At 59.8% G+C, this 16,238-nt stretch carries 12 protein-coding genes; 4 read left to right on the plus strand and 8 right to left on the minus strand.

Annotated elements, in window-relative coordinates:
- Positions 1 to 5: 5 nt before the first annotated feature.
- Complete coding sequence (locus tag CJEIK_RS01425) at positions 6 to 1,586, plus strand: succinic semialdehyde dehydrogenase (protein WP_005296887.1); 1,581 nt, start codon at positions 6 to 8, stop codon at positions 1,584 to 1,586.
- 164 nt (positions 1,587 to 1,750) lie between these two features.
- On the opposite strand, the gene CJEIK_RS01430 is transcribed toward CJEIK_RS01425, so the two are convergent.
- Genes CJEIK_RS01430 through CJEIK_RS01445 form a run of 4 tightly spaced genes read right to left on the minus strand, consistent with a single transcriptional unit; the run spans position 1,751 to position 5,436 of the window.
- A complete protein-coding gene (locus CJEIK_RS01430) occupies positions 1,751 to 2,653 on the minus strand; it encodes an oxygenase MpaB family protein (protein ID WP_005296884.1) in 903 nt (300 codons plus the stop codon).
- A gap of 45 nt (positions 2,654 to 2,698) precedes the next feature.
- A complete protein-coding gene (locus tag CJEIK_RS01435) occupies positions 2,699 to 3,526 on the minus strand; it encodes an FAD-dependent oxidoreductase (RefSeq protein ID WP_005296882.1) in 828 nt (275 codons plus the stop codon).
- Positions 3,527 to 3,566: 40 nt separating this feature from the next.
- A complete protein-coding gene (locus tag CJEIK_RS01440; protein WP_050760849.1) occupies positions 3,567 to 4,865 on the minus strand; it encodes a DUF6114 domain-containing protein in 1,299 nt (432 codons plus the stop codon).
- Positions 4,849 to 5,436 (minus strand): DUF6230 family protein, encoded by a 588-nt coding sequence (locus tag CJEIK_RS01445; RefSeq protein WP_005296878.1) that lies wholly within the window; start codon positions 5,434 to 5,436, stop codon positions 4,849 to 4,851. Before CJEIK_RS01445 ends, CJEIK_RS01440 begins: the two co-directional genes overlap by 17 nt.
- A 273-nt stretch (positions 5,437 to 5,709) precedes the next feature.
- Between CJEIK_RS01445 and CJEIK_RS01450 the strand changes: the two genes are divergently transcribed.
- Positions 5,710 to 7,002: a helix-turn-helix domain-containing protein gene (locus tag CJEIK_RS01450; protein WP_005296875.1), complete on the plus strand. Its 1,293-nt coding sequence runs from the start codon at positions 5,710 to 5,712 to the stop codon at positions 7,000 to 7,002.
- Between the two features lie 26 nt (positions 7,003 to 7,028).
- On the opposite strand, the gene CJEIK_RS01455 is transcribed toward CJEIK_RS01450, so the two are convergent.
- The 3 genes from CJEIK_RS01455 to CJEIK_RS01465 are packed head-to-tail and all read right to left on the minus strand — an operon-like array spanning position 7,029 to position 11,726.
- Positions 7,029 to 10,928: a Pls/PosA family non-ribosomal peptide synthetase gene (locus CJEIK_RS01455; RefSeq protein ID WP_005296874.1), complete on the minus strand. Its 3,900-nt coding sequence runs from the start codon at positions 10,926 to 10,928 to the stop codon at positions 7,029 to 7,031.
- Positions 10,929 to 10,935: 7 nt separating this feature from the next.
- Positions 10,936 to 11,382 (minus strand): MarR family winged helix-turn-helix transcriptional regulator, encoded by a 447-nt coding sequence (locus CJEIK_RS01460; protein WP_005296872.1) that lies wholly within the window; start codon positions 11,380 to 11,382, stop codon positions 10,936 to 10,938.
- A gap of 32 nt (positions 11,383 to 11,414) precedes the next feature.
- On the minus strand, positions 11,415 to 11,726 hold the full coding sequence (locus CJEIK_RS01465; RefSeq protein ID WP_005296869.1) for a rhodanese-like domain-containing protein: 312 nt from the start codon (positions 11,724 to 11,726) through the stop codon (positions 11,415 to 11,417).
- A 155-nt stretch (positions 11,727 to 11,881) separates the two neighbouring features.
- Between CJEIK_RS01465 and CJEIK_RS01470 the strand changes: the two genes are divergently transcribed.
- On the plus strand, positions 11,882 to 14,344 hold the full coding sequence (locus CJEIK_RS01470; RefSeq protein WP_005296865.1) for an HAD-IC family P-type ATPase: 2,463 nt from the start codon (positions 11,882 to 11,884) through the stop codon (positions 14,342 to 14,344).
- A 26-nt stretch (positions 14,345 to 14,370) separates the two neighbouring features.
- Here the strand turns inward: CJEIK_RS01470 and CJEIK_RS01475 are convergent, their stop codons facing one another.
- Positions 14,371 to 14,853 (minus strand): inorganic diphosphatase, encoded by a 483-nt coding sequence (locus CJEIK_RS01475; RefSeq protein ID WP_011272988.1) that lies wholly within the window; start codon positions 14,851 to 14,853, stop codon positions 14,371 to 14,373.
- 47 nt (positions 14,854 to 14,900) lie between these two features.
- On the opposite strand from CJEIK_RS01475, the gene dacB reads away from it, so the two are divergent.
- Positions 14,901 to 16,235, plus strand: coding sequence for a D-alanyl-D-alanine carboxypeptidase/D-alanyl-D-alanine endopeptidase (gene dacB, locus CJEIK_RS01480; RefSeq protein ID WP_005296861.1), 1,335 nt, complete (start codon positions 14,901 to 14,903; stop codon positions 16,233 to 16,235).
- The last annotated feature ends 3 nt before the right edge of the window (positions 16,236 to 16,238 follow it).

Below are 16,238 nucleotides of genomic sequence, written 5' to 3' on the forward strand. Positions count from 1 at the left end.
TTCACATGCATACGCGTTTTCCATTTGGTCCGATTCCGAAACGGCTTCACGAGAACTTGCTCAATCTGACCACTAACACCAAGGGGCCGGGCGTACACGAGGCCGAACGTCAGGAAATCACCAATACCTTTAGTGGTGAGGTAATTGGGTCAGTGCTTTTGGGTGCAGAGGAAGATGTTACCCGCGCATTTGATCTTGCTCGTGCTGCTCAAAGGCGCTGGGCGGAGACCCCTTTTTCTCAGCGGCAGGAGATCTTCCGTGATTTTCACGATCGGGTTTATAAAAACCGCGAGCTGATGATGGATATTGTCCAGATGGAGACTGGAAAGAATCGTCTCTCTGCGTTGGACGAAGTACTGGATGTGCTGTCGAATGCCAGGTACTACGCCAATAAAATGCCGGATCTAATGTCCGAAAAGAAACGCCCTGGTGCTCTGCCTGGTTTTACTCGTACCGTTCAGCAACAGGTTCCAAAGGGCGTGGTTGGGCAAATTACTCCATGGAACTACCCATTGGCTCTGGGGGTATCTGACGCTATAGCGGCGCTGCTTGCTGGTAATGGTGTGGTTGCAAAGCCAGATTCCAGTACCCCGTTCTCTATGTTGATCGCGGTCTTGTTCCTCTACGAATCGGGGCTCCCGCGGGACCTCTTCCAGGTTGTTACTGGTTCTGGCCGGATTGTCGGTTCTGCAATTGCCGATCACTGTGATTACTTGATGTTCACCGGATCTACGGCGACCGGAAAGATTCTTGGACGCCAGGTTGGTGAGCGCCTCGTAGGCTACTCGGCCGAGCTCGGGGGCAAGAATCCGCTGATTGTTACCAATGACGCCAACCTCGATGTTGTCGAGCGTGAATTGCCCAGTGCGTGCTTTTCGAACTCCGGGCAACTGTGTGTCTCTATTGAACGCATTTACGTTGAAGAGGGAGTTTACGACGAAGTTGTCAGGCGGTTCCAGCGTGCTGTGAGCAAAATGAAGATCGGCGCTGGCGACGCCTGGGATATCGACATGGGGTCTCTCATCAACGAGACGCAGTTCAATACGGTCAACAAATTCGTGGATGAAGCCCGTGCCGCCGGTGCAAAGGTCTTGTGTGGTGGAAAGCCGCGCCCTGATTTAGGCCCTTACTTCTATGAACCGACTGTGCTTGTTGACGTGCCCGAAGGCACGCCTGTGCTCACCGAAGAAGTATTCGGCCCTGTCGTGTTTATTCAAAAGGTCTCTTCCACAGAAGAAGCTATCCAGAAGGCTAACGACACTTCCTATGGTTTGAACGCATCGGTGTTCGCGGAATCGGGTACGGGAAGAAAGGTTGCTTCGCGTCTCCTAGCTGGCGGCGTCGGAATCAATGACGGATACGCGGCCACCTGGGCGAGCGTCGCGGTTCCTCTCGGCGGTATGAAGCAGTCCGGTATGGCACGTAGGCACGGCCCAGAAGGTTTGCTGAAGTACACGGAGACTCGCAACGTGGCTGAACAGCGACTGCTGTCTATGCGTGGGCCTAAGAACGCTCCACGAAAGCTCTACGCCAACCTGATGGCGAACGCGCTGCAGATGGGGAAGAAGCTTCGCTTTCTTCCTTAGTAACCCACGGGGGTTGGAAAAAGCGCCTATTGCGTGACGGGTATGTCGGTACCTTTAACGGGATAGGCGCTCAAGAGTATCTGGGGAAGAAGGAGAGGACGAGAGAAGAAAACCCTGTCCCACCTCGGATTTGAGGGGCAGAACAGGGGTGGGGGAACGGCTCTTTAGCGGCCAGCGTTAGTGAAGGCACGGTCGGCAATTCCGACCATGCGGAGCTTGCGTGGCAACCGGTTAAAAGTGTGCCGAATGGTGGTGTACAAGAGCTTGAAACGGCGCTGATCCTTAGCGGTCCATTCCCAGCCAATGACGTTTCGCATATGCTCCGGCATCAGACCGTTGTTCACCCACACAAGGAACCTCGCTACGTAAGGGGCGAGCGGGCGCCAAATGAAGTTTGGGACAGCCGGGGTGGGCCTAGGGATATCCAATCGGCGAAGAATACGAGAGCGCTCCACGGTTTCTGTCTTGGACAGCTTTTCTGTGATGTACTCGTTCATGTACGCCTCGTACTCCTTGTAGGAGGTAGGAGCGTCAGCCGGCTCAGCTACACCGTAGTAGGAGTACCAGGTGCGCGTCTCTTGGAATAGCTGTTCCTTTTCTTCGTCGTTCAGAGGATCCATGAAGGTCCCCGCGAGGGCGAAAGGCATTGCAGCGAAGGTAGCGTGCGCCCAGTAGTAGTTGTCGGGACTTAGCGAATGCCAGCGAGACCCGTCATCGTGAACTCCCTTTACGTCATGGTGGTAGTCACGAATCATGTGTCCAACTTCTTCGCCTTCATACACCGTGCGGATGATCGGAAATGCTGACCGGATTAGGCGGGCAACCTCGTTGTCGAAGAAGTTCGATTGGCGAACAAGTGCGGTACTGATGTCACGTTGGGTCGCTTGGAAGGTAGCGGCATAAAGCGCTACGAACATCGAACGCCAGTCACCAAAACGCTGCCACAGGATAGAGTCCGGTCCGAGCGGGGGAAGATCTTTAGGGGCGGTGTCCGGGTTGGGAAGAAACTCCGGATTGATCTTCGAGTGGGATTGAATGTTGTTGGAGTGGGACTGCTTAATGGTCATTGGTATCTCCTTTGGCTGTGGGGTTGGGGTGTATTCCCGACGGCGTTATTTCGCTGGGGCAGTGCGATTGTGTTCCGATGTCTGCTTCTTCTTCGGTTGCTTTCCCTTGTCCTCAGGGAAAATGAACTCGTGGTTCCCCTGGTTGAAAGCGCCCAAGCTCGCAATGAATGAACGCCAAGTATTGGGTGTTGCCGTCCACATCGATTTGTTGATGAAGAGAGCTGCCGGGCCGATAACCTCGAGTTGTCGCACATAGTCTTGGCAGTGGTTGGCCTTTGCTTCGACCAGGTCTAAGGGGCGGGCGAAGAATCGCGGTTGCGGTGGCTCCGGACCGTCAATGACAAGGATGTTTGGAACACCAATTGGTTCCACCCCAAGGTGATGATGTGTGTCGTTCAAATCAATGTCGTAACCTTTGCCGGTCGTTACATTCTCGATAGTGCCGGTGCCGTTGGCTACGATGACGACGTCCGCTGTGTAGGTTTGGCCTTCATCGTCTTTTACGTTCCACTGGGAATCAGAGTTGTCGAAGGCGATTGCCGTAATGCGTGTGTTCAAGTACACCGTGTAATCGCCGTCAGTGAGCGCCGCAGCGATGTGCTGACAAGCTTCTTCGGCGTTTGGGTTCCGAACCTTGGTATGACGGAGATTGTTCTTTCGGAACCCGAAACCGCGCGGTGGAGTGGCTGGGTGTGACCCAGCGTAACGCCCGCCGAGCCTGTCCTTCTCGTCGAACAGAAGCACCTTAAATCCAATGAGCGCGCATTCTGCAGCTGCGGCGACTCCAGCTGCGCCTCCGCCAACGACAGCGACGGTAGGGAGGCGATAGGTACTCTTGCCGTTTGGGGCATTTCCAAAGTTGTATTTTTCCATAGTCCCAGTTCCTTTCTAGGAAATCGATTTTCTGTCTTTCTTATTGGAAGGCGCGTAGGGAAACTTTCGGCGCTTCAAGGCGTTGGGCTCGCACCCCGTAGGCATCCATCTTCACGTCTCGTAGGGAGACGAACTGGAGAACCTCGTCAGGAACTAGTGCTTTAGTGAAGCCAAGTCGTTCTAACTGTGGGATCGCGTCTCGTAGGTTTCCCTGGGCGTCGATGGTTACGGGAATAGTTGGTACACCAGCAACCGTTGGCGTGGCCGTCAGCGCGCGAGTTCTAATGACTACAGGGTCGCCTTGGAGAATGGACCTTTTTCCTGGCGAAGAACTCAAAGTTGCCAATTGCTGGCCTTCGCCGAAATCGAGCTTGATGTTATTAACGACTACGGAGTTACCACTCAACTCGATCATGTTTTCTGGACCAGTAGGAGTCTGGACGGAAATGAACTTCACCTGTACATTGCCGTTGATGGTCACTTCATCAGCGGTGACCGGCTGAGTTCTGCCTGCCAGTGCCACGTTATTCAGCTCCGATCGCGCTTTTGTGACGAGTGGTGCCTTGGCTGTTGGAGTTTTAGGTGCCGACGGAGTATGCCGAGGCGGCGCTGGCGTGGAAAGCTCGGGCTGGGAAGCCTTCGAGGGCATGGTAGGGGGGACTGGCGGCTCTGGTATCTGAAACGGCGGGCTCGGCAAAGCAGGAAGCGGTGGCAACGGGGCCGCCTCAGCGGCTGAGGCCGGACGAGTAGCGACGCCACCAATGCTGGCCGCCACTGTGAAGACGAGAACGAGAATAGCGGTGGTACAGCGTGCCCCAGCACTATCGTCAAATGGGGAGGCGGCGTCTTGTGTTTCTACGTCTTGTATGCCGTCTTTTTGGGCTTTCTTCCGGGCTTTCCTGTCCTTTTTCTCGCGCTTCTTTAGGTTTATTTGTTTCACTCGAGGATGGTCGGCAGACTCCCATCCAAGGGCGGTAGCCCCACCGACAATGGCGAGCAAGGTGCCAATGATGAACCCGCCGAAGTTTGAAGCTGGAAGCGCGACAACACCGAAGATGATTGAGAGGACGCCTAAGTAGGGCGCTGTGGCTGGCTTCAACCATGTACCAATCCCGAACATGATGAGGCAAGCGCCGAGAGTGAGGGTGGATACTCCGGAGATAGTGGAGATAACAACCAGCAGATCAAGAATCTTCAAAGAAAGATATGCCGGTACAAGGATCACTACTCCGGCGCAGATCATCAGCAGACCAGGGATGAAAGGTCGTTCGGAACGCCAACCTTTGAATTTGGAGGTCTTCTTGGAGGGCTCGGCTCCAGGATTAGCCTCCGCACTCATTGTGTTCTCCTTCCTTCACGTCGGCGTGCAGATTTTTCACTGAAAGCTTGCTTGCAGAAACGGAAGTTGCGGTGATGTGCTCAGCTTGGATGCTGGTGGACTTCGTAACGAGTCCCCACGCGCCGGATGGAGCGGCTGGATTAGCTTTGTGTACATCTGCCCCGAGAACGACATCGTCCACAGCCAGATCTGCGTCGAGGTCCTTCGCGCCTACCACGAGATGCTTGGCATCTACGGTATTTTGACCCGGTGATTTTAGAGTGAAAGTGATCGGGCCAATCTTTGGCACATTGCCAACCTTGGCGGAAATGCAAAGATCGGAGGCTTTGGCTGTATCGAAGGTAAGTCGAGCGACCGCCTCTTCCTTTTTGTCCTCTCCCATATTTTCTTTATCAACAAACAAGTTGAAATCCTTACCCTGGACATCGCCGATTGCAATGTCGAAAAGGGTTCCGGAGAGTGCAAGGTTGGCGGAGACTCCTCCTTGGGCTAGTGCGACACCAGCGCCGGCGCTAGCCACCAGCCCGACTGCTAGCGCGATGGATGTTTTCCATGGGTTAATCCGACCCATTCGTCTCCTCCTCTGATTGTGACATATAGGTCCAGGGCTTCACCGACTGCTGAAATGCGTTTTTGCTGCAATCGGTTTTGCAACGCTCATCCCGGGATGAGAGCTGTATCACACACGATTTTGGCTTATGCTACATACATAGCTGACCAGTTCGAAGCTGGTTATGGCGATTTTGGCTAAAATGCTTTAGTTCAGTCCGGTTTTCGGCCGGAATGGCTAATGGGTGGGCTGGTTAGATTGAGTACACCCAGGAACTACTACAAAGGTGCCGGAATGGACGAGTTGATAAGGAAGCGGTTCGCTCAAGAGCTTGGTCGATCCAGTGAATACTTGGCCGAACGAGTTTATGAGGAAGTAAGTAGGGACCTTCCCGGCCTCGTAAACCCCGCTTTCGAGGAGGCTTTTCGGGCAAGCTCACTGACCAACGTCGCCTTATTTAGCGAATATGTCTTAAGCAATGGCGATCGCCGCACCGTGCGGGTGGGGCAGACCTTGCGCAATCTCGTTAGAGATTTTGTCGTGCGCGGACGTACCTTGTCCGCACTTTTGATGTTGTTTCATCGAGGGCACAACGCTTTGGAATCCGGGCTTTTGAACGTCCTGAATCGCATAATCTCAGACTTGGATACCCCCGACGTTATCCAAACTGTTGCGGATCTGCGGTTACTATCTAACGGCTACGCGGCTCTACGTACTGATCAGTTGGCTGCGATGTTTGCGGAGGAAAGTTCGCGTCTGCAAGTTCCGGGGGATCCCGGGCTGTTACAGGCAGTGAAGCGTGTACTCAGTGACCAATCGGATCAAGCGATGGTTGAAGGGATTGGGGACTATGCATTGGATGCACCCCACGTGGCATTCCTAATGTGGAAGACCCAGGGGAGTGCGGATAAAGGTGATGTCCTTAAAGAAGGCGCCTTAGTCTTGCCCCAACTACTTGGTGCCACGCAACGTCCTCTGATGGTTTTTAACTCAGTAAATACTCTGTGGGGTTGGTTTGCCCCGCAAGCGTCGCAGCCTGGAGATGCTAAGCAGATCGGCAACGCCAGGGCGCACCCTTCCGGCAAACAAGGCTTCAACCAGGATGGGGCGCTGCAGGGCAAATTTCCGGACAACGTCAATATTGCGATTGGCCCCGCGATGTACGGCGTTGAAGGGTTTCGCAAAAGTCACGCCATCGCGAAGAAACTCCGTCGCGTGATGGAGCTAAGCAATGATGAGCCGGAAGCTCGCCAGCTGATCACCACGGCCATGCCCGGAGCCCTTTCCGCAGCCGCTTTCGTAGATCGACTGCCCGCGGCGCGAGAAATCGTGGAACTCTCACTCGGAGAGTTAGCCACAGACGACAAAAATTCGGAAACAATCCGCGCTACCGCAAGGATATTTCTTTCGCACAGTATAGCCGGTACTGCTACAGAATTGTCTGTGCACCGTAACACGGTGAAATACCGCCTCGAGAAGTTCCGTGCAGTCGTGGGTGAGGCGGGGGAAATGGACGCGGATGTCCGGTTAGCTCTGGAGCTGGCGTATTGGCTGGGCGGAGAGGTTCTCGCCCGCAAAACCCGGTAGCTCAAGTCGGACACCGGGTTCGCAAACTAACCTTCCACGATCTCGATCGGGTTGCCTTGCCACCTTGTCGCGGCTGGAACATGGTCGCCGCGCATTACTAGTGACGCCGGGCCGACTGTCGCCGCCTGTTCGATCGCTGCGGCGGGCAGGGCCACGCTGTGGGGGCCCATCGTCGCGCCGTCACCCAGGGTGACGGTATCCAGGCTCATCACGCGGTCCTGGAACAGGTGCGTCTGCACCACACAACCCGGGCCCACGCTGGCACCCCGGCCAATGCTGACCAGGTCCGCCTCCGGCAGCCAATAGGAATCCAACCAAGCGCCCCGGCCAATCTTCGCGCCCAGCGCGCGCAAGAACATGTTCAGGCTGCCAGTGCCCATTGTGTGCGCCAGGAACCAGGGGCCGGCCACGGTCTCCACGAACTGATCCTGCAGTTCGTTGAGCCACACGAAGGCCGACCATAATTCGTGCTCGCCCGGCTTGATGCGCTGCACGCACAGCCACTTCATCAGTACCGTCACCGCCGCAGCCACGAACCCAGCGCCGACCAGAACCAGGCCGGAAACCGCGAAGGTCTGCCAGATGCCCTGGTTTACCAGCATCCACTGCAGCGCCAGTACCACACCTGCGGCAATCGCGGCGGAGGTCATCGGGGCGAGCAAGCGGAGGGTCTCTACGATGCCGCGGGCCACCTTCAGGCCGAAGCCCGGGTTGTAGGTACGGGACTCGCCGCCGGCCTCCACAGCCACGCGGCGCAGGCGCTCCGGTGGGGAGCCTAGCCAGTTGCTGCCGGACTTCGTTTTCTCTGGGGTGGAGGAGAGCACGGCCACCAGAGAGTTCTTCTTAAGTGTGCGATCCGGACCGGCGATACCGGAGTTACCGAGGAAGGAACGCTTACCCACCTTCGTGTTACCGGTAAGCATCCAGCCGCCACCGCCGAGCTCGTAGCCGCCGACCATCGTGTCGTCTGCCAGGAACGCGCCCTCGCGCACCTCGGCGAAGCGCGGCACCATCACCGCCGTGGAGATTTCCGCATCCTTGCCTACCTTTGCCCCCAGACTGCGGAACCACAGCGGGGTGAGCTGTGCCGCGTACATCGGGAACAGTTGAGTACGGGCGCTATCCATCAGGCGCTCGACAGCCCAGACGCGCCAGCCGCTGAGGCTGCGCACAGCCACCACTCCCGGTTTCAGACCTGCGGACAGCAGACGAACGGACAGCCACGTCAGTGCTGCGTATGTTGCGAATGCCACCAGGCCACCGACTGCGGCGATGGGAAGTGCTAGCAAGGGGGCGTCAACAGGAACGAGCCACAGCACAAACGCCGCAGCGACGAACAGAGCCACTAGGGGCAGGAACGACATCGCGATGGCACTCAGTGCGTAGAGCCAGAACCACATGGTACGGCGCGGTGCGGCCTGCTGCGGGAAACGATTGCGGGCCTTGCCGACCTTCACCGCAGGCGAGCCCGCCCACTGGGAACCGGCCTTGACTTTCTTGGCTCCCGTGACGGCCGAACCGGGCTCGATGTGAGCGCGGGCGCCGATGCGGGCACCGGGGAACAGGGTGGAGCGGGCGCCGACGGAGGCATCCTTGCCGACCTCGATGCGCCCGACATGCAGCACGTCGCCCTCCAGCCAGTAGCCGGAAAGATCCACCTCCTGCTCGATGGAGCAGTGCTTGCCCAGAGTGAGCAGGCCAGTGACGGGCGGCAGGGTGTGCATCTGCGCGCCCTTGCCGACCTTCGCGCCCAGCCAACGGGCATAGGTGGTGATCCACGCGGCACCGGAGACATCGCGCGCGCCGGAGGAATCCGCCACGCGCTCCGCAGCCCAAATGCGCAGGTGAACAGAGCCGCCGCGCTTATAGTCGCCCTCGCTGATACCCGCCGTAATCAGGCGGATCAACAGCGCGGACAGTGGCAGGCGGCCCAGCGGGGTGGCGAAGACGATCACCGCGGCGATGACCACGGCCCAAGGCACGTCGACCACCCACGGCAGGTCGCCTGCCCACGAGGAACCGTGGAACAGGATCGCGTTGAACACCAGGATCCAGGTGACCCACTGCGCGCCCGCGAGGGTGAGCGCCGGAACCTGGATCAGGGCTTGCGCAAGGCGGGTGCCGATGCCCACCGGCTTGGCGGGCTTGACGTCCTTGGCCTGTGCGGCCTGGCCGGAGCCCGTGCCGCCGGTCTTTTCGCGCAGAGAGTCGATGTGCTCGGCCAGTGCACCCAGGCGGGAGTGATCGTAGAGATCACGCACGCTGACGGTCGGAACCTCTTGGCGCACGCGGCTGATCAACGTAGCAGCGCCCAGGGAGGTGCCGCCGAGGTTGAAGAAATCCGCATCCGGGCTGGTCACTGCCGTACCGAGCGCGTCGGCGAACAGCCCCGCCAACCACTGCTGGGTCGGGTTGTCGAACTCCGCGTGGCCGCTGGAAGGCAGCGGCCACGGCAGGGCCTTCTTGTCCACTTTGCCGGAGGTTGTTACCGGCAACTCGTCCAGCGCGCACAGGCGCGGAACCATGGCAGCGGGCATTGAGTCGCGCAGCTGGTCCAGCGCTTGCTGCTGGTCGAAATCCTCGACGCTACCCTCGGTGGAGACGTAACCTACCAGCACCTTGTCCCCGCCGCCGGTGGTCTGCACCACGACGGTGGAGCTGCGCACTCCGGGGAGGGCGGACAGCGCGGCGTCTACCTCGCCGAGTTCGATTCGACGCCCACCGATCTTCACCTGGTCGTCGATACGACCGACGAAGTACAGGCCGTCTTCCTCGAGGCGCACATGGTCACCAGAACGGTAGGCGCGCTCCCAGCCGAGCTCCGGCATAGGCGCGAACTTCTCCGCATCCTTCTCTGGATCCAGGTAGCGGGCCAGGCCGACGCCACCGATGATCAGCTCGCCGGTCTCGCCCCAGCTCACCGGCTGGTTGTTTTCGTTAACGACTGCCAGATCCCAGCCACGCAGGGGAGTGCCAATTGAAACCGGGCGAACCCCATCCATGGTGGTACCGCAGGCCACGACGGTGGCCTCGGTAGGACCGTAGGTGTTCCACAGCTCGCGGGAATCGGTAGCCAGGCGGGCAGCTAGCTCTGGCGGGCAGGCCTCGCCGCCGAAGATCAGCAGACGCACGGCATCCAGGGCCTCATCGGGCCAGAGACCGGCCAGGGTCGGCACAGTGGAAACTGCCGTGACGCTGCGGGAAACCAGCCAAGGCCCTAGGTCCACGCCGGAGCGCACCAGGGCGCGCGGGGCGGGCACTAGGCAGGCGCCGTGGCGCCAAGCCAGCCACATCTCCTCACAGGAAGCGTCGAAGGCCACGGACAGGCCGGCCAGCACGCGGTCACCCGGAGCCAGTGGTTCCTCCTGCAGGAACATCTCTGCCTCCGCGTCCACGAAGGCAGCCGCGTTGCGGTGGGTGACCGCCACGCCCTTCGGCTTGCCGGTGGAACCGGAGGTGAAAATGATCCACGCATCAGTTTCCAAGTCCGGGCCGAACGATTTAGTGGCGGCTGCCCCAGTATCTGCCTGCAGCTTTTCGTCGACCAGCTGCAGCCCGTCGGCGCCGTAAATTGCGGCCACGTTCGCCTCGCCGAAGACGAGGGAAGCTCGTTCTTCGGGGTCGTCGGCGTCAACAGGTACATAGGCAGCACCGACGGCCAAGGTGGACAGAATAGCGATGTAGAGTGAGCGATCGCCGCTGGGCATGCGAATGCCGATGCGGTCGCCGCGCCCGAGGCCACGGCTATGCAGCCACTCGGCGGTTTCGTCGATCTCGTCGAGCAGCTCGGAATAAGTAATAACCCCCTTGCCGTCGTCGATGGCGGGGGCTTCAGGGCACGTCGAAGCCGTCGCACGCACAATATCGATGAGCGTGCGAGGCTCCGGTGCCTCGTGGGAGCGGAGGTACCGGGAAGGAATCTGCACTTTTGGCCTAGGCCTCCTCGGTAGAGATGATGGCCTTGGCCAGCTTGCTCAAGTGCTTAAGCTGCTTGGAAGTGGATTCGTCCAGCGCCTTATCTTCCGCAGAAGCGACCAGAGGGGAGAGATTGTTGTAGGTCTTAGTGCCCTTCTTGGTCACCGAGATGATCTGGCGGCGACGATCCTTCGGGTCCTTAACCCTCTTAGCGAGGGAGCGCTTTTCCAGGGAGTCAACCAGGCGAACCATGTCGGAGCGATCCACTCCGAGAATTTCGCCTAGCGTGGCCTGGCTTGCTGCATCGCCATCGACGAGGCACGCAAGAACCCAGAATTCGCGCAGGTTGAAGCCCTCTTCCGCGAGCGCGGTCTCTACGAAGTCGCGGGTGCGGCGGCGTAGACGCTCAAGCTGGAATGAGGGCGAAGACAACAAGTCAGCGGGTAGCGGCGTGTTTTCGGACATGCCATAAATATAACGCTGACTATGGGGCTTGTCTAATTGTGGGGCTGCCCCACGATAGGTAGTCCGGCGTCTCGCCAACCGGCCGTGCCATTGGCAACGTTGATCGCGTCGATGCCGTTCTGCTCCAGCCACTGGCAGGCGCGTGCGGAGCGGCCGCCGGACAGGCAGATCAGGTAAATATCCTCATTCAGATCCAGCTCGCCGTAGCGAGCCTGCAGCTCGGAGAGTGGCAGGTTGGTCGCACCTTCGGCGTGCCACTGGTTGTATTCATCCACCTCACGGATGTCGATTAGCTGGGCGCCAGCAGGAACATCAGTGGGCTGTACCGTTTCGAATTCACTCATGGCGCCCCATTGTAGGCAAGGCGGCAAAGATGGGCAGCCAGCGAGGTGGCGTTGGTTGGCATGGCGTTGGTTGGCCTGGCGTTGGATAACACGGAGTTAAATAACGTGGAGTTAAATGGGGAGGGGGCACCCCGGCGACAATCGTCGGCCCGTCTATGCAGGAGGTTGAATTGGCGCACGCCAGCGAGCAAGCCAGCGCCGAAGAGCAGGCAGACCTTTCGCGGGGTCTCACGGCTGCCGAAGTAGAGGAGCGCACGCAGCGTGGCGAGGTGAACGTGCAGCGCCGGGGAACCGGCCGGAGCGTGGCGCAGATTCTGCGCGCCAACATCTTCACCCGTGTCAATGCCATCCTCGGCGTGCTGTGCGCGATCGTTCTGTCTACCGGTTCGGTGATCAACGCAGCCTTCGGCTTGCTCATCATTGCCAACTCCGCAGTCGGTGTGATCCAGGAGCTGCGCGCGAAGAAGACCCTCGACAAGCTGCGCATCGTCGGCGAATCGGAACCCAGCGTCATCCGCGATGGCGAAGAAAGAACCATCCCGCAGCACGAGGTTGTCCTCGGGGACATCATTAAGCTGCGTAGCGGGGACGAGGTTGTGGTGGATGGCACGGTGGTGGCTGGCTCGCTGCGCGTCGATGAGTCTCAGCTGACCGGTGAGGCCGATGCCGTGAGCAAGGGCGAGGGCGACGAGATCCTCTCTGGGGCCTTCGTCAATGAAGGCTCCGCAGTCTTCCGCGCAGACAAGGTCGGCGACGAGGCCTATGCCGCACGTCTGGCCTCGCAGGCCAGCGAGTTCTCGCTGACCGACTCCGTGCTTATGAACGGAATCAACAGCATCCTCAAGGTCATCACCTGGCTTCTTATCCCGACCGGCATTCTTACGATCTGGACCCAGCTGGTCCGCTCCGATACGGGTCTGCGGGAATCCATCCTTTCCATGGCCGCGGCGATCGTCCCGATGGTGCCGGAGGGGCTGGTACTCATGACCTCCATCGCCTTCGCCGCGGGCGTGATCCGCCTCGGCAAGTACAAAGCCCTGGTCAACGAGCTTGTCGCCATCGAAGGGCTCGCTCGCGTGGATACGGTGTGTACCGACAAGACCGGCACCCTCACCACCAATGAGATGGAGCTGGATTCCATCGTTGCTGCCGACGGCAGCCCTGCTGACGGTAGCCCCGCCGACGGTCGAGATGCTAACGAAACCTGGGCACGCAACCTCGCCTCCATGCTGAACGCCCAGGACAACCTGAACGACACCGCCCGTTCCATCGTGGCCGGACTGCGCGAGCGCGGCGTGGAACCCGACCAGTGGCAGGGCCACGAGATTCCCTTTAACTCGCGCTACAAGTTCTCCGGGTTCGCCTGCTCTGACGCCACGGCCTGGATCATGGGCGCCCCCGACGTACTTCTGCGGGAAGGCGGCCGCGCCGCAGAAACGGCCAAACAGCTGGGCGATCAGGGACTGCGCATCCTCGTGTTCGGCAAGCTCGAAGGCACCGACGGGGAGGCCTGGTCCAACACGGAGGATCTCAGCATGGATTCCGCCCCGCAACTGACCGAGCCGGTGCTGGTGGTGCTCCGCCAGCAACTGCGCACTGATGCCCGGGAAACGCTTGCATACTTCGACGAGCAGAACGTAGACATCAAGGTAATCTCCGGCGATAACTCGGATTCCGTGGCGGCGGTCGCGCGCAAGGCGACCGACCGGGAGCTCGTGGCGGTGGACGCCCGCACGCTCAGCGGCCTGGACGACGACGCATTCGATGCCGAGATCAAACGCGGAAACGTGTTCGGGCGCGTCAGTCCTGAACAGAAACAGCAGATGGTGGAATCTCTGCACCGCCAACACCGCACGGTGGCTATGACCGGCGACGGGGTCAACGACGTGTTGGCGCTGAAAAAGGCGGACATTGGCGTGGCCATGGGGTCGGGCGCACCCGCAACGCGCAGCGTGGCGCAGCTAGTGCTGCTGACGAATAAGTTCTCTGCGCTGCCGCGTGTGGTAGCTGAGGGGCGCCGGGTGATCGGCAACATCGAGCGCGTGGCGCATCTATTCCTGACGAAGACGGTGTACTCGGTGGTGCTGGCGTTGGTGGTGGCGGTGCTGGGGATCTCTTTCCCCTTCCAGCCGATTCACGTGACGATCACCGGCTGGTTCACTATCGGCATTCCAGCGTTCATACTTTCGCTGGCCCCGAACACGGAACGACCGCGGGACGGTTTTGTCAGGCGCGTGCTGTCGTTGGCAATTCCCTCCGGCGTGCTTATCGGTGGCATCTGCGTGACGTTGTGGATCGTCATTTACCCCGGTGCGGAGGTGCCGGAAATTCAGCGGCAACAGGCTGGTACTGCCGTGCTGCTGGCGCTGATCGTCATGGGTTTGTGGGTGCTGGGTATTGTGGCGCGACCGCTGAATTGGTGGAAGGTAATTCTGCTGGCCGGCTGCGTGGGCGGCTACCTGGTGATCTTCCTGGCGCCGCCGCTACGCGAATTGTTGATTCTGCAGACGGGCAACCTCAAGCTGATGCTTACAGGGTTGGCCGTGGGTGCGGGCGGGGCTGTGCTCATTGAGGTTGCGCACCAGGTCGCCGCCCGTCGGCAAGCGGCTGTGCGCTAGCCCTAGCTCGCCGGAGCTAGTGGGCGCTAGCCCTTGTAGCGCTCGATGGCCTCGTCGAGGATCTTCACAGCTTCCTCGGCGTTACCCCAACCGGAGCCGTTGACTTCCTTGCCTGGCTCCAGGTCCTTGTAGTGGACGAAGAAGTGTTCAATCTCGTTCTTGGTGAACTGGTCGATGTCCTCGATGTCCTGGAACTGCTCGAAACGAACGTCGTCCAGCACGCACAGCAGCTTGTCGTCGCCGCCAGCCTCGTCGGTCATCTTGAACACGCCAACCGGGCGGGCCTTAACAACCACGCCGGGGAAAACCGGCTCCGGCAGGATCACCAGTGCGTCCAGCGGGTCGCCGTCTTCGCCCAGGGTGTGGTCGATGAAGCCGTAGTCGGCGGGGTACGCCATCGGAGTGAACAGGTAGCGGTCGAGGTAGACCTTGCCAGTCTCGTGGTCGACCTCGTACTTGTTGCGGGAGCCCTTCGGGATTTCAATGGTTACTTCGATTTTTTTGCTCATGGGCACCATTCTAACTGAGTGCCTTTTTTTCGGCTAGGGTGAAACGAGTGAGTGAGCAGAAGTCCCTGAAAGTATGGCTGTGGAGCATCCTCGCCTTCGTGGTCGTTGTTGCGGTCGTGGTGGGGGCTGCTGTGATGTGGTCGCTAAACGGACGCTATGAGGTGCAAGCCGCAGAGCCGTTGGCGGAACCCTCCCCGGTGATGCTTCCGCCCGAAGGGGACGTGCCGGACGTGCAGGCCGCAGTTCAGCGCGCAGCAGCGGATCCGGCATTGGGCGTGCTGTCTGCCTCCGTCACCGATGTCGAGACTGGCGAGGTGCTGTGGGCGAAGGATGAGAACCGGAAGCTCACCCCGGCCTCTTCCACCAAGCTGTACACGGCCGCCGCCGCGATCCTGGCGCTGGACGAAGATAGCCGTTGGTCTACGGATCTATTGCAGGATCCCGACGATCCAGGTCGGTTGATCCTGCGTAGCGATGGCGATGTTTCGCTGTCCCGCGATGGCGATGGCTTCTTTACCGATGCTGCCTCGGTGGCTGAGCTCGCTGCGAAAGCGAAGAAGAAGCTGGGCGGCCAGGCGGTCACCTCCATCGTTGTGGATAACTCGGTCCGCTCCGGAGATCTTTTTAACAAGACCTGGGATAGTGCAGACATCGACGGTGGCAACGTCGCCAACCTGGATGCTGTCATGCTCGACGCCGGTCGCCTCAACCCTTATAAGTCCGATTCCGCCCGCTCTCACAACCCCGGCGAGGATGTGGGGCGCGCTCTCGCTGATGCGCTCGGCGCGGATGCGGAGGTCACTGTTGCTAAGGAAGTGACGCCCAGTCTCAGCGACCAAGATCCCATCGCAAGTGTCCAATCTGCGCCGCTGAACGTGCGCCTGCGCGACATGCTGGTGCACAGCGACAACATCATGGCCGAGGCCATTGGCCGAGAGATTGCGAAGTCCCAGGGCGAGCCGCATACCTTCGAGGGCGCCACGAGCGCGACCCTCGACGTGCTGAAGGAGCACGGGATCGATACCAAGGACGCAACGCTCTTTGATAACTCCGGCATGAGCGAGAAGAACCGCCTAACTGCCCACGAACTAGACGGGGTGCTCTCCAACAAGGAGGTGCGCGACATCCTGGATATGCTGCCGGTCGCCAGCGTGGAGGGCACGCTGGAGGCGCGCTATGGTTCCGGCTCTGGTTCGGAAGACTCCGCCGGTTGGGTGCGCGCCAAGACCGGCACCCTCTCCGGTGTGAATGCCCTGGCCGGGACGGTTATGACGGATTCGGGGCGGGCGCTGACGTTTGCGTTCCTCTCCAATGAGTCCGACCCCAACTCCGCCCGTCCGGCGCTGGACAGGCTGGCGAACGCGGTGCGCTCAGCCAAGTAAGCC

It is taken from the genome of Corynebacterium jeikeium (assembly GCF_028609885.1).
GTDB lineage: Bacteria > Actinomycetota > Actinomycetes > Mycobacteriales > Mycobacteriaceae > Corynebacterium > Corynebacterium jeikeium.

Bases quoted from the DNA above. Each gene is read 5' to 3' on its own strand.
- CJEIK_RS01425 (WP_005296887.1), top strand. From the start codon at position 6: ATGCATACGCGTTTTCCATTTGGTCCGATTCCGAAACGGCTTCACGAG.
- CJEIK_RS01430 (WP_005296884.1), bottom strand. From the start codon at position 2,653: ATGACCATTAAGCAGTCCCACTCCAACAACATTCAATCCCACTCGAAG.
- CJEIK_RS01435 (WP_005296882.1), bottom strand. From the start codon at position 3,526: ATGGAAAAATACAACTTTGGAAATGCCCCAAACGGCAAGAGTACCTAT.
- CJEIK_RS01440 (WP_050760849.1), bottom strand. From the start codon at position 4,865: ATGAGTGCGGAGGCTAATCCTGGAGCCGAGCCCTCCAAGAAGACCTCC.
- CJEIK_RS01445 (WP_005296878.1), bottom strand. From the start codon at position 5,436: ATGGGTCGGATTAACCCATGGAAAACATCCATCGCGCTAGCAGTCGGG.
- CJEIK_RS01450 (WP_005296875.1), top strand. From the start codon at position 5,710: ATGGACGAGTTGATAAGGAAGCGGTTCGCTCAAGAGCTTGGTCGATCC.
- CJEIK_RS01460 (WP_005296872.1), bottom strand. From the start codon at position 11,382: ATGTCCGAAAACACGCCGCTACCCGCTGACTTGTTGTCTTCGCCCTCA.
- CJEIK_RS01465 (WP_005296869.1), bottom strand. From the start codon at position 11,726: ATGAGTGAATTCGAAACGGTACAGCCCACTGATGTTCCTGCTGGCGCC.
- CJEIK_RS01470 (WP_005296865.1), top strand. From the start codon at position 11,882: ATGCAGGAGGTTGAATTGGCGCACGCCAGCGAGCAAGCCAGCGCCGAA.
- CJEIK_RS01475 (WP_011272988.1), bottom strand. From the start codon at position 14,853: ATGAGCAAAAAAATCGAAGTAACCATTGAAATCCCGAAGGGCTCCCGC.